This is a genomic window from uncultured Lentibacter sp. (assembly GCF_937123735.1).
In the GTDB taxonomy this organism is placed as follows: domain Bacteria; phylum Pseudomonadota; class Alphaproteobacteria; order Rhodobacterales; family Rhodobacteraceae; genus Lentibacter.
Genome location: NZ_CAKZKL010000028.1, coordinates 97,561 through 110,220 on the forward strand (window position 1 = coordinate 97,561; position 12,660 = coordinate 110,220).

At 61.6% G+C, this 12,660-nt stretch carries 14 protein-coding genes, 1 other RNA gene and 1 pseudogene; 13 read left to right on the plus strand and 3 right to left on the minus strand.

The window, feature by feature from the left end; genetic code table 11:
* The first annotated feature begins 191 nt into the window (after positions 1 to 191).
* Positions 192 to 562, plus strand: an RNA gene (gene rnpB / locus Q0478_RS07890) — RNase P RNA component class A.
* A 74-nt stretch (positions 563 to 636) separates the two neighbouring features.
* On the opposite strand, the pseudogene Q0478_RS07895 reads toward rnpB, so the two are convergent.
* Positions 637 to 1,455, minus strand: a pseudogene (locus Q0478_RS07895) (EamA family transporter); the annotation flags it as partial.
* A gap of 141 nt (positions 1,456 to 1,596) precedes the next feature.
* Here Q0478_RS07895 and rpmG point away from each other — a divergent pair.
* From rpmG to Q0478_RS07910, 3 genes are all read left to right on the plus strand, one after another.
* Complete coding sequence (gene rpmG / locus Q0478_RS07900) at positions 1,597 to 1,764, plus strand: 50S ribosomal protein L33 (RefSeq protein ID WP_274961353.1); 168 nt, start codon at positions 1,597 to 1,599, stop codon at positions 1,762 to 1,764.
* Between the two features lie 306 nt (positions 1,765 to 2,070).
* Complete coding sequence (locus Q0478_RS07905) at positions 2,071 to 2,412, plus strand: hypothetical protein (protein WP_298678023.1); 342 nt, start codon at positions 2,071 to 2,073, stop codon at positions 2,410 to 2,412.
* On the plus strand, positions 2,405 to 2,890 hold the full coding sequence (locus tag Q0478_RS07910) for an ATP-binding protein (protein WP_298678025.1): 486 nt from the start codon (positions 2,405 to 2,407) through the stop codon (positions 2,888 to 2,890). Before Q0478_RS07905 ends, Q0478_RS07910 begins: the two co-directional genes overlap by 8 nt.
* 68 nt (positions 2,891 to 2,958) lie before the next feature.
* On the opposite strand, the gene Q0478_RS07915 is transcribed toward Q0478_RS07910, so the two are convergent.
* Together Q0478_RS07915 and Q0478_RS07920 are read right to left on the minus strand one after the other, a co-directional pair.
* On the minus strand, positions 2,959 to 3,693 hold the full coding sequence (locus Q0478_RS07915; RefSeq protein WP_298678028.1) for a Bax inhibitor-1 family protein: 735 nt from the start codon (positions 3,691 to 3,693) through the stop codon (positions 2,959 to 2,961).
* A gap of 157 nt (positions 3,694 to 3,850) precedes the next feature.
* Positions 3,851 to 4,810 carry an NADPH:quinone oxidoreductase family protein gene (locus tag Q0478_RS07920; RefSeq protein ID WP_298678615.1) on the minus strand — a complete coding sequence of 320 codons (960 nt, stop codon included), beginning with the start codon at positions 4,808 to 4,810 and terminating at the stop codon, positions 3,851 to 3,853.
* Positions 4,811 to 5,186: 376 nt separating this feature from the next.
* Here Q0478_RS07920 and Q0478_RS07925 point away from each other — a divergent pair, with 376 nt between their 5' ends.
* From Q0478_RS07925 to Q0478_RS07965, 9 genes are all read left to right on the plus strand, one after another.
* Complete coding sequence (locus Q0478_RS07925; protein ID WP_298678031.1) at positions 5,187 to 5,558, plus strand: helix-turn-helix transcriptional regulator; 372 nt, start codon at positions 5,187 to 5,189, stop codon at positions 5,556 to 5,558.
* A 70-nt stretch (positions 5,559 to 5,628) separates the two neighbouring features.
* A complete protein-coding gene (locus tag Q0478_RS07930) occupies positions 5,629 to 6,420 on the plus strand; it encodes an inositol monophosphatase family protein (protein WP_298678033.1) in 792 nt (263 codons plus the stop codon).
* Between the two features lie 110 nt (positions 6,421 to 6,530).
* Positions 6,531 to 7,865, plus strand: coding sequence for an 8-oxoguanine deaminase (locus Q0478_RS07935; protein WP_298678036.1), 1,335 nt, complete (start codon positions 6,531 to 6,533; stop codon positions 7,863 to 7,865).
* Positions 7,866 to 7,902: 37 nt separating this feature from the next.
* Positions 7,903 to 8,319, plus strand: a complete 417-nt coding sequence (locus Q0478_RS07940; protein WP_298678039.1) for a CAP domain-containing protein — start codon at positions 7,903 to 7,905, stop codon at positions 8,317 to 8,319.
* A gap of 68 nt (positions 8,320 to 8,387) precedes the next feature.
* Positions 8,388 to 9,770: a magnesium transporter gene (gene mgtE, locus Q0478_RS07945; protein WP_298678042.1), complete on the plus strand. Its 1,383-nt coding sequence runs from the start codon at positions 8,388 to 8,390 to the stop codon at positions 9,768 to 9,770.
* On the plus strand, positions 9,767 to 10,324 hold the full coding sequence (locus Q0478_RS07950) for a 5-formyltetrahydrofolate cyclo-ligase (protein WP_298678045.1): 558 nt from the start codon (positions 9,767 to 9,769) through the stop codon (positions 10,322 to 10,324). Before mgtE ends, Q0478_RS07950 begins: the two co-directional genes overlap by 4 nt.
* Before the next feature lie 99 nt (positions 10,325 to 10,423).
* Positions 10,424 to 10,894, plus strand: coding sequence for an OsmC family protein (locus Q0478_RS07955; RefSeq protein ID WP_298678048.1), 471 nt, complete (start codon positions 10,424 to 10,426; stop codon positions 10,892 to 10,894).
* Between the two features lie 27 nt (positions 10,895 to 10,921).
* On the plus strand, positions 10,922 to 11,734 hold the full coding sequence (locus tag Q0478_RS07960; RefSeq protein WP_298678050.1) for a TIGR00282 family metallophosphoesterase: 813 nt from the start codon (positions 10,922 to 10,924) through the stop codon (positions 11,732 to 11,734).
* Entirely contained in the window at positions 11,731 to 12,651 is a 921-nt protein-coding gene (locus tag Q0478_RS07965; RefSeq protein WP_298678053.1) for a DMT family transporter, read from the plus strand. The genes Q0478_RS07960 and Q0478_RS07965 overlap by 4 nt, the downstream gene beginning before the upstream one ends.
* Positions 12,652 to 12,660: the final 9 nt, after the last annotated feature.

Here is a 12,660-nt window from a genome sequence, read left to right on the forward strand (position 1 = left end):
TCCCCCAGACCACAGGTTTTAGCTGGGGGACCAGTCCCCCAGACCACAGGTTTTAGCTGGGGGACCAGTCCCCCAGACCACAGGTTTTAACTGGGGGACCAGTCCCCCAGACCCCCTGGGATATTTCTGGCAAAAAGAAAGGGCTACGCGGTGATTGACCTCTGGGCGGGGGCGGACTATCTGGCAGGGGCGCGGAAGGCTGGATGGCCGCGGGGGGCTTTTGGGCGCTTCGAGGAAAGTCCGGACTCCACAAGACAACGGTGCCGGGTAACGCCCGGGCAGGGCAACCTGACGGAAAGTGCCACAGAGAAGAGACCGCTTCCTCACGGGGGAGCAAGGGTGAAACGGTGGGGTAAGAGCCCACCGGGGGGCTGGCAACAGACCTCGCATGGCAAACCCCGCCGGGAGCAATGCCGAATAGGGACCTCGCTTTAGGCTGTTTTGGCCTTGAGGTTCGGGTAGGCAGCTAGAGGGGCGTTGGCAACAGCGCTTTTAGATGAATGGTCATCCACTTCGGGACAGCCCGGGGAGACAGAATCCGGCTTACAGGCCTTCCGCGTGTTTATCTTTATCACTTGTGACGATGTAGAGCCCTGCGAGCAGGAGCGCGGCCCCTGTGAGTTTGAGCGGCGTGGCCGCTTCACCGACGACGAGCAGCGCGAGCACCCAGGCTGTGAGCGGCTCGGCCAGCGCAAGGGTGACGGCTGTGGAGGCGGGGAGGGCCTTCAGGCCCCAGGTGTAGAGCGCATAGGCCAGCCCTGTGGCCCCGAGGCCAAGCGCGACGAGCGTGAGCGGGGCTGTGCCTGTGAGGGCCCAGCCCCATGGCAGCAGGAAGAAGACGGGTGTTGTGAAGAGCGCCGCGAGGCTGAAGGTGCTCGCGGCGATGGTGGCGGGGGGCGCATGGGCTGTCATGCGCGAGGAGGCCAGAGAATAGGTCGCATAGCACAGGCCTGCCGCCGCGGCGAGGGCGAGACCGAGGGGGGCACTGCCGCCGGTTGCGCCTGCGAGCACGAGGGCGCCAGCCCCGACAATGGCGAGCGCCTGTCCAAAGGCCTTGCGCAGGGAGGGGCGTTGGCGCAGCCAGAGGATGTCATAGGCGGCCACCCAGAGCGGCGCGGAGCCGATGGTGACCGCTGTGCCAAGGCCGACGCCAGCCAGCGCCACGGCGGCAAAGAAGAGCATGTTATAGGCCGCGATGGCCGCAGCGGCTGTGAAAAGCGCGCGCTTGGGCAGCTGGCGCAGGGCCGCGCGCGCGGCGGGCTGCAAGGCAGCCAGCGCGATGAGCGCGGCCGCGCCAATCCAGAGGCGGGCCGCGCCCACAACGAGCGGCGCGCGCTCCGGCGGCAAAAAGCTTTGCAACGTGCCAGTGCTGCCCCAGAGGATGGCGGCGGCGAGCACCGCAAGCGTGGCGGTCAGGGTGGCGGGAGCGCGTGTCATCGGTGCTTTCTGCTTCATGCCCGCACGAAGCGCAAAGCAAAACTTTCGCAAGCGCGCGCTTTGCGGTTGACTCAGGCGCGCATCTCCTTAAAAGGCAGGCTTCAAGAGAATTCACGGGCTGTGCGCCATCTGCACCCGCCCAGCCGCAGGAGAAGCCCAATGGCGAAGCCAACCACGATCAAAATCCGCCTGAACTCGACCGCAGGCACCGGCCACTTCTATGTGACCAAAAAGAACGCACGCACGATGACGGAAAAAATGTCTATCCGCAAATATGACCCCGTTGTGCGCAAGCATGTTGAATATAAGGAAGGCAAAATCAAGTAAGCTTGGTTTTGACTTTTTCGAGATGGGGCCGTTCCGAGAGGGGCGGCCTTTTTCGTTGACTGAGCGGGCTGTGCTTGTTTGGGGTGGGGGTGTGATTGGCTTTGTCGGCCATGTTGGGCACCACCGGCCGGTGCAAGGGCGGGCCAGCCCCCACGCGCGGGTGCAAGGGAGGGTTGCCCCCCACACACAGGTTTAAGTGGGGGCCAGCCCCCACACACAGGTTTAAGTGGGGGCCAGCCCCCACACCCCCGGGATATTTCGGGAAAGAAAAAAAGCGGTGCGGAAGAGAGGTTTGGAGCGTGGCGGATGCGGCAGATGATCTGGTGGGCGTTGGTGCTTGGAGTGTTGAGCAATGTGGCCGCGGGGGAAGCGCGGGTGATTGAAGACTTTAAGAATAATCCTGCGGCGCGGGGGGTGCTTGTCTTCGATCAGGTGATGGGTTCGGTCAATTTGGCGGGAGCCACTATCTGTGTGGGCAGTCTTCGGCGCCTTGACGGGAGTTTCGGGTTTGATGCGGTCTGGCGTGCGCCTAAAGATGGGTGCGGGTGGGGCGGTATTGGCCGGTATGGCGCGCAGGTATTGGAATGCGAGGTCGATGCCTTTCAGGCAGCGATTGGTAGGGGAGAGAGGTTGGCGGGCTATGTCTGAGGCTGTTTTGCATATGCTCTGCGGCAAGATTGCTGCGGGCAAATCGACCTTGAGCGCAGAGCTGGGGAAGGGCGCAGGCACACTCGTGTTGTGCGAGGATGAATGGCTTTATGCGTTGTTTGCCGATCGGCTTGAAACGCTCGCCGATTATGCGGATTGCACGGCGCGGCTGCGCGAAATTGTTGGCCCGTTGTGTATTGATCTGCTGCGCGCGGGGAACTCTGTTGTTCTGGATTTTGCGGCCAATCGCCCGGCAGAGCGCGCCTGGATGCGCGGCCTTGCCCTGGCCGCCGGGGCGCAGGTGCGGCTGCATTATCTGGCGGTGGATGATGCAACCTGTTTGGCGCGGCTCAAGGCGCGCAATGCGCGTGGGGGCCATCCTTTCCAGGTGAGCGAAGCGCAGTTTCACCGGATTACCTCACATTTTGTACCGCCGACTGAGGATGAGGGCTTTGATGTGATTGAGCACCCTGCCTGAGGGGCGGCCACAAAACAAAAGGGCCAGCGCGGTGGCTGGCCCTTGGGTGTTTGATGTAAGCGTCTGGCTCAGTCGCGCGGCATGAAGAGGAACATGATCGAGCGGAACATCGCGATGAAGCTGATGTAAAGCTGGAGCGCGCCGATGATCGCGGCTTTTTCAAGGAACATTTCAGCCTCTTGGCCGCCCTGGTAGCGTGCGCCGAGGTAGGTGTTCTTGATGTCTTGGGTGGAGGTTGCCGTGAGCACGGCGAACACGCCGAGGATGGCAAGGTTCATCCACCACGCGCCGTTTGCGCCCATGCCACCTGTGAACATGCTGAACAGGCCAATCGCGACAATCCCCCAAGCCATCATGGTTGCGACCTGGCCGATGGGGCCGAGGTTGCGCTTGGTGAGGTAGCCGGTAAGGCTGAGGCCAAGGAAGGCAACAGCGGTGTAGAGCAGCCCCATGATCACGCTGGACATGGAGAACATGATGAAGATCACCGAGAGCGACACGCCTGTGAGCGCGGCATAGGCCCAGAAGATCATGTTGATGCTCGCGACACTCAGGCGCTCGAAGGCGAAGTTGGCCACGAGAACGAAGGCCAGCGGGCCGAAGATGACCGCGTAGACGATTGGCGGGACCAGAAGGACTTGCTGTGCCGCAGGGCTTTGGGCCACGAGGTAAGCCAAAGCAAAGGTCGCAAGGAGTGCGGCCGACATAAGGCCGTAAACCTTGTTCATATGGGCACGAAGCCCTTGGTCGATTGCGGCGTCCTGCGTGCGCGCGCCGGAATGGACGGTGTCAAATTCTGCCATTTAAGCCTCCGAAGTTGCATAGGCGTTATGTGGCCCTGCCTATTCACAGAGCCCTCAGGGTGAATATCGGTGAGGCGGGGGGCTTTTTCAAGCATTTCCCGCTGTGATTTTGTCGGGTTTTTACGTTTTCAAAGCGAGGTGTGGCGCGGTGCTCTCTTCAGAGGGTGATCACCACCTTGCCGGTGGATTTGCGGCTGCGCAGAAGCTCCATGCCCTCAAGGGCTTGCTCAAGCGGCAGGGCGTGGCTCACATGGGGCTTGATCTTGCCTTCGGCATGCCAGCGCACCAGCTCGGTAAGGCTGTCTGTGACGACGGAGGGCTTGAACGCGAGGTAGCCGCCCCAGTAAAAGCCCATGACGGTGAGGTTTTTGACCAGAAGGATATTGGCGGGCACTTGCGGCACTTCGCCCGAGGCGAACCCGATGCTGAGCAGGCGTGCTTCGGGGTTGCAGGCGCGCATGGCGGCCTTGAACTGATCGCCCCCCACCGGGTCATAGACCACATCCGCGCCGCCAAGGGCGCGCACGGCCTCGCGGATATCGTCTTTTTCGGCGTCGATCAGGTGATCCGCGCCTGCGGCTTTGGCCACGGCGAGCTTATCGGCGCCGCGCGCGCAGGCAATAACCGTTGCCCCCATGAGCTTGCCGATTTCAACGGCTGTGAGCCCAACGCCGCCTGCTGCGCCAAGCACCAGCAGGGTTTCGCCTGCCTTGAGCCCGGCCTTGTAGCCAAGCGCGACATGGCTTGTGCCATAGGCCACTTGCAGGGCCGCCGCGCTGACCATATCGGTGCCCTGCGGCAGCGGGGTGACGCGGGACGCGTCAAAACAGGCGTAATTAGCCAGCCCCCCCTGTCCGCCAAAGACCAAGACAGGCGTGCCCACGGCGGGGCCGCTCACGCCTTCACCCAGCGCATCCACCACGCCAGAGACCTCCATTCCCATGGTAAAGGGGTAGGCGGGGGTCTCCTGATAGCTGCCTTGCACCATGAGAAGATCTGCAAAATTGAGCCCGCAGGCGGCAATTTTGACGCGCAGCTCCCCGGCAGCGGGCTGCGGGCGGGCGATGGTTTCAAGGACGGGCGGTTGCCCTTTGCTCAGGCAGCGCAGGGCGCGCATGGTCGGGGTGCTCATTGGGATGGTCCTTTCAGCGACGGCGGCTGTGCCTGTTTTGCCTTCTGGCGGTGCGCAGGTAAACCAAAAATTCGACCCTCCAGAGCCGGCAATTAAGCTTAAGGTTGTGTATTTTAATAATGAAACACGCTAAGCTTGAGGGTTTTTCTTGACAAAATTCCCCTTTAAACGCGTAATGCGTGTAAGCAAGAATTTGTTTAGCTTTATGCGGTATCCTTTTCGGGAAGACATGGCACCGAGGCTATAAAACGTTTGATTTCCGTCTCTGATTGGTCTTGTAACGGTGTGACCCATGATTTCGCGCCGCTGCGACAGGCAAGTGATTGGTAATAGTTTGTGAATAGAAATTGAGGAGTAAAATATGGCTCACCCCGTAGATGTCCACGTCGGCAAGCGCTTGCGCCAGCGCCGCTGGCTTGTTGGCATGACACAGCAGCAATTGGCCGAGAAAGTTGGGATCAAATTTCAGCAGATCCAAAAATACGAAACCGGGGCAAACCGTGTCAGCGCCTCGCGGCTTTGGGACATTTCAGAGGTTCTGGATGTTCCGGTCTCCCATTTCTTTGAGGCAATGGAGGCCGCAGAGCTGCCCGGCCCCAAAGACGAGAGTATCCCGGCTGATTTGCTGGCCGATAAAGAGGCGATGGATTTGATCCGCTCTTATTATTCGATACCGGAAAACCAGCGTAAGCGGCTTTTTGAACTGGCGCGGGTGTTGAGCGACGTGGCCTAGCGCAGCGGCGGCTTGCCTTTGGGGCGCGGGTTGCGGCATAGACGCCCAAAAGGGCGGCAAGAGGCAAGATATGAAAACTGACGACTTGCTCAGCACGGCTCATGCGCTGGCCGATGTGGCCCGCAGCGAGGTGCTGGGCTATTTTCGCGCCGATGGTCTGACGGCTGAGAACAAGCTGGCCACTGGCTTTGATCCAGTGACAGCGGCAGACAAGGCCGCAGAGCGTGCCATGCGCGCGGTCCTGGCGCAGCGCCGCCCCGATGATGCGGTGATCGGTGAGGAATATGGCAACACCGAAGGCCGCTCGGGGCTGACCTGGGTTTTGGACCCGATAGACGGCACTCGCGGCTTTTTGGCCGGCACACCCACCTGGGGGGTGCTGATTGCGGTCTGCGATCTGTCAGGGCCGGTTTTCGGGATGGTGGACCAACCCTATATCGGCGAGCGTTTCTGGGGTGGGTTTGGCGCTTGTGAGATGGTCGGACCGCTGGGGCGCAAAGCGCTCAAGACCCGTGCGGGCCGCCCCTTGAGCGAAGCGATCTTGTTTTCGACCTTTCCGGAAATCGGCAGCGCTCAGGAGCGCGCTGGGTTTCAGGCCCTCGCAGCACAGGTGCGGCTGACGCGGTATGGCATGGATTGTTACGCCTATGCCTTGCTGGCGGCTGGGCAGATTGATCTGGTGGTGGAGGCAGGTTTGTCCAACTACGATATCTGCGCGCCAATCGGCTTGATTGAGGCCGCTGGCGGAATTGTGACCGACTGGCAAGGCGGCCCGGCCCACAACGGCGGGCGGGTTTTGGCGGCGGCGGACCCGATACAGCATGGCGCGGCTTTGGAGCTTTTGCGCCGGGTGCCTGCGTAAGCGGGCTTTGCGCGCGCAGCGATCTGCGCTAGACTGACAGGGCCTGCGCTTCTTGGCCCTTTTCCAGCGCGGCGGTTTTGGCATGAGAGGGCACCAAGAGAGGTGCAACCATGCAAGAAACCCTGATCCGCGGTGCGGACCACATCCTCACGATGAATGATGCGCGCAGCGAGCTGCAAGGCGCCGACATCCTGTTGCGTGACGGCAAGATCGCAGCGGTGGGCCACGGTTTGAGCACTGCGGGGGCGGTGTTGGAGGCGCGCGGCTGTGTTGTGACGCCGGGGCTTGTGAACACCCATCATCATCTCTACCAGACCCTGACCCGGGCCGTTCCGGGGGGGCAGGACGCCTTGCTGTTTGGCTGGCTCAAAACGCTCTATCCGATCTGGGCGCGGTTTGGCCCGGAAGAGATGTTTGTATCGGCACAGGTAGGGCTGGCTGAGCTGGCGCTGACGGGCTGCACGATGAGCTCGGACCACCTTTACCTTTTTCCCAATGGCGCACGGCTGGATGATACGATTGCCGCGGCGCGCGAGGTTGGGTTGCGCTTTCATCCCACGCGCGGCGCGATGAGCATTGGCGAAAGTGATGGCGGCTTGCCACCGGACAGTCTTGTGGAGCGGGAAGCCGCGATTTTGGAAGACAGCATTCGGGTGATTGATGCCCACCACGACAGCTCGGAGGGGGCGATGGTGCGGGTGGGCGTTGCGCCTTGTTCGCCTTTCTCGGTCAGCCGGGAGCTGATGCGCGATGCGGCGCTGCTGGCGCGCGACAAGGGTGTTATGCTGCACACCCATCTGGCCGAAAATGACGAGGATGTGGCTTATAGTCTTGCCAAATTCGGTTGCCGGCCGGGGCAATATGCCGAGGATCTGGGCTGGACGGGGCCAGATGTGTGGCATGCGCATTGCGTGAAGCTGGATGGGCAAGAGATTGATTTATTTGCCCGTTCCGGCACGGGGGTGGCGCATTGCCCCTGTTCCAATTGCCGGCTGGGCTCGGGGATTGCCCCTGTGCGTGCGATGCGCGATGGCGGGGTCAAGTTGGGGCTTGGCGTTGATGGCTCGGCCAGCAACGACAGCGGCCAGATGATGCTGGAAGCCCGCCAGGCGATGCTGTTGCAGCGGGTGGCGCGCGGGGCGGACGCGATGAGCGCACGCGAGGCCCTTGAGATTGCCACGCGCGGCGGGGCCGAAGTTCTGGGGCGCACGGATTGCGGCCAGATTGCTCCAGGCAAGCGCGCCGATCTGGCCATATGGGATATTCGCGGCGTAGAATCGGCCGGGAGCTGGGACCCTGCAGCGCTGTTGCTTGCCGGGCCCTCCAGGGTTAAAGATTTGTTTGTAAATGGACGCCATATTGTGCAGGACGCAGAGATGCCGCATCTGGATTTGCCTGCACTATTGGCGCGCCAGCGCAAGTTGGCACAGAACTTAATGGTTTAATGGAGTGACGTGGTTGCGAGTATTGATGAGTTTGACGGTGGCGATTCTTATGGCAGGCGGGCCTGTTCTGGCCGAGCCTGCGCGTGATGTGATCAAGATGGTGAACGCCTTACGGGCCAAACACGGGCTGCACGCCCTAAAGCTGAGCCCCGAGCTTGAGGCCGCCGCGCAGCGCCACGCGCAGGATATGGCGCGGCGCAACTTTTTGGATCACAAGGGGTCGGATGGCTCGAGCCCGGCCAATCGCGCCAAGCGGGCGGGATACAACTTTTGCACGGTGGCCGAAAATGTGGCTGCCGGGCAGCGCAGCTCGGGCGAGGTCATGCAGGCCTGGACAGACTCGACGGGTCATCGGCGCAATATGCTCAAGCCCAAGGCGCGTGATATTGCGGTGGTGCGCGGGCCGAACAACAAATGGGTGATGATGTTGGCGGCCAAGCGCGGGCGCTGCTAAGGGTGAAATCCCCGATTGCCCCTGTGGCGGCTTGCGCTTAGGTTGGCCGCCAACAGACGGGGGCAAAATTGAGCGACGAGAGTTTTGAAACAGTTGAGCCTGACGATGAGGCCTATGAGCTGAGCCGCAGAGATGTGGACGCGGTGCTCGAGGCGGTGGAGCAGGGCGCGCGCGATGCGCTGATCGCGCGAATGGAGCCCATGCACGCGGCAGATATTGCGGACATGCTTGAGCAGATCAGCTCGGCGGATCGCTATGCGCTGATTGAGCTTTACGGCGTCGAATTTGACGGGGATATCCTCTCCGAACTCGACGAAAGCATCCGTGAGGATGTGATTTCGGCGCTGCGGCCCGAAGTTCTGGCGGAAGCCGTGCGCGAGCTTGAGTCTGATGATGTTGTGGACCTGCTCGAAGACCTTGAGGCGCCGCAGCAGGAAGCCATTTTCGAGGCGCTGGATGATGCGGATGCGGTGATTGCGCGCCAGGCGTTGAGCTATCCCGAGGAATCGGCCGGGCGTTTGATGCAGCGCGAAGTTGTGGCTGCGCCAGAGCATTGGACTGTTGGCGATGCGATTGATTTCATGCGCTCTTCGGAGGATCTGCCGGAACAATTTTATCATGTGGTGCTCGTGGATCCGCGGATGCACCCTGTTGGCAATGTGACCCTGGGGCGCATTATGGGTGCGCCGCGCAAGCAGCCGCTGCACGCGCTGGTGGAAGATGTCTTCCAGATCATTCCGGTGGATCAGGATGAGGGCGATGTCGCCTATGCTTTCAACCAGTATCACCTGATTTCAGCGCCGGTTGTGGATGACGAAGGGCGCCTTGTGGGGGTGATCACCATTGATGATGCGATGGCGGTTCTGGATGAGGAGCATGAAGAGGACATCATGCGCCTTGCCGGTGTGGGCGAGGGCAGCCTGACCGACCGGGTGATCAGCACCACGCGCCGTCGCTTTCCGTGGTTGGCGGTCAATCTGGTGACGGCGGTTCTGGCGAGCCTGGTGATTGCCCAGTTTGAAGGGGTGATATCTGACTATGTTGCCCTGGCGGTCTTGATGCCGATTGTGGCCTCCATGGGCGGCAATGCGGGCACCCAAAGCCTGACTGTGGCGGTGCGCGCCATTGCGACCAAGGATTTGACCAGCTCCAACGTCTGGCGTGTGATCCGGCGTGAGGTGCTTGTGGGCGCGCTCAATGGCGGCATTTTTGCCCTGGTGATGGGCGCTGTTTGCCTGTTGTGGTTTTCCTCGCCGCTGCTGGGGGCGGTGATTGCCGCGGCGATGGTGATCAACCTTGTGGTGGCCGGGCTTGCGGGGACGGTGATTCCTGTGGCGCTGGAAAAAGCGGGCGTTGACCCGGCGTTGGCCTCGGGCGCTTTTGTGACGACGGTGACCGATGTGGTTGGGTTTTTTGCCTTTCTTGGGCTGGCTGCTTGGGTGCTGGTGTGAGCTCTTTGGCGCAGCAGAAGGCAGCGGCGCGCCAGGCCGCTTTTGCACGGCGCAAGCTGGCGTTTCAGGCCGCAGGCGCGGCGCAGGCGGGCTATCTCTCGGAAGTTCTGGCGGGCCATAGGGGCGTGCCCTTGGCCGGGTTTATGCCGATCAGAACCGAGATTGACCCGCTCCCCGCAATGGCGGAGGCGGCGGCGCACGGGCCTGTGGGCGTGCCGGTTATTCAGGCGGCCGGGCAGGCCCTGAAATTTGCCCTCTGGGAGCCGGATTGCGCGCTTGTGGAGGGGCCGTTCAAGGCGATGATCCCCGCAGAGCTTGACTATTTTGAGCCGGAAATCCTGATTGTGCCGCTGGTGGCCTTTGACCGCAAAGGCGGGCGGCTGGGCTACGGGGGCGGATTTTATGACCGCACGCTCGAAGGCTTGCGCACGACACGCGCGACACTCGCGATCGGGTTTGCGTTTGCGGCGCAGCAGGCAGAGGATTTGCCGCTTGAGGCGACGGACCAGCCATTGGATATGATCGTGACGGAGCGCGGGATTATCACGCTGTGAAGCCCTTTTGCAGCGCGCGCCCACCCGCCCACCCCGCGCGCTGCAAAAGGGCTGCCTTCGGCGAGGATATTTTTTGGAAAGAAAAAGAAGGGGAGAGCCATGCACCAGGCACATGATTTTGATGCCAAGATCGTTTGGACGGGCAATTTGGGCACGGGGAATGCGACTTATAAAGGCTATGCGCGCAGCTGGGAGGTGCGCACGCCGGGCAAGCCGGTGATTGCCTGCTCAAACGATCCGCTTCTGGGCGGGGACCCTTCCTTGCACAACCCCGAGGATATGCTGATTGCCGCGCTCTCGGCCTGCCATATGCTGTGGTATCTGCATCTGGCGCATAACGCGGGGATTGTGGTGCTGGGCTATGAGGACGACCCTGTGGGGCATGGCGAAAGCGCGGCCAGTGGAGCGGGGCGCTTTGTGGGCGCGACGCTGCGGCCTGTGATCACGCTGGCGGAGGGCAGCGATATTGAGCGCGCGGATGCGGTACACCACGAGATTGCGAAGGTGTGTTTTATTGCGCGTTCGGTCAATTTTCCGCTGCGGTATTCAGCAAGATACGAGATTGCATAAGTGCTGCCTGCGGCCTAAGGGTTCTCTATGAGACTTCTGTTTTTAGGCGATGTCATGGGCCGCGCGGGGCGACGGGCTGTGAGCGAGCGGCTCAAGGGGCTGCGCGAGGCGTGGGGCCTTGATTTTGTTGTGGTCAATGGCGAGAACGCCAGCAACGGGATGGGGCTTTCGGGCGAACATGCCAAGCTGTTGCTGGCCGCGGGTGTGGATTGTCTGACCCTGGGAGACCATGCCTTTGATCAGAAAGATATGTTGCAGTTTATTGGCCGCGAGCCGCGCATTTTGCGGCCTGTGAATTTTGCCAAAGGGGCACCGGGCGCCGGCGCGCGGGTGTTTCAAGACGGGCGCGGGCGCAAGATATTGGTGGCGCAGGTTTTGGGGCAGGTCTTTATGAAGCGCGCTTTTGACGACCCGTTTGGGCAGATTGAGGCCGTGCTGAAGACACATGTTCTGGGCGGCGCGGTGCAGGCGGCGATTGTCGATGTGCATTGTGAGGCCACCAGCGAGAAAATGGCGATGGGGCATTTTTGCGACGGGCGCGCGAGCCTTGTTGTCGGCACGCACACCCATGTGCCGACGGGCGATGCGCAGATTTTGCCGCGTGGCACGGCCTATATGACAGATGCGGGGATGTGTGGCGATTATCTCAGTGTGATTGGCATGGAGACGGAAGAGCCGCTGCGCCGCTTTGTGACCGGGATGTCCAAGAGCCGTTTTACGCCAGCCACGCAAGAGGCAACGCTTTCGGGGGTTTATGTGGAGACAGACGACCGCACGGGGAAGGCTGTGACGGTGCGCCCTGTGCGGGTGGGTGGGCGTTTGCAGGATGCGGCCCCTTGAACCGCACGCTTGGCTCTGTTTTGGCGCTGTTGCTCATGGGCGCAGGCTGGGGCGTGACGGCGCCTTTGTCAAAACTTGCGGTTTCGACGGGGCACCAGCCTTTGGGGCTGGTGTTTTGGCAAATGTTCGTGGCGGCCTTGCTGTTGGGTGCAATTGTTTGGGCCCGGGGCGGGCGGCTGCGCCTGGGGCGGCGGCAGGTTGTTTTATATGTGGCGATCGCGCTTTTGGGGACAATTTTTCCAAATTCGGCCAGCTACCGTGCGGCGGCGCATTTGCCTGCGGGGGTGATGTCGATTGTGATCGCCATGGTGCCGATGTTTGCCTTTCCCATCGCGCTGGCTTTGGGGCTGGACCGGTTCAGCCTGGCGCGTCTCTTGGGGCTTTGCCTCGGGCTGGGCGGGGTGGCGCTTTTGGTGGGGCCTGAGGCGAGCTTACCGGAGCGGGCCATGGTGGCCTTTATTCCGCTCGCGTTGATTGCACCGTTTTTCTACGGGATCGAAGGAAATTTCGTGGCGAAATTTGGCACTGCGGGGCTGGACCCGATTGCGGTTTTGTTCGGGGCATCTGTTTTTGGCGCGGCCTTCAGCCTGCCTTTGGCGCTGGGGTTTGGCCATTGGGTGAATCCCTTGGCGCAGCCAGGGCTGGCGGAGGCGGCGTTGCTGGCCAGTGCGCTCATCCATGCGCTTGTCTATTCGGCCTATGTTTGGATGGTCGGGCGCGCGGGGGCTGTCTTTGCGGCGCAGGTGGCCTATCTGGTGACAATTTTTGGTGTCGGGTGGTCGATGCTGTTGTTGGGAGAGGCCTATTCGGCCTATATTTGGGGTGCGCTTGGGCTGATGTTGGCCGGCATGTTTTTGGTGCAGCCGCGGGACCCGGAAGAATTTGGACGCGGCGGGCCGGCCTGTGAGCGTGAGTGAAGAGTATGA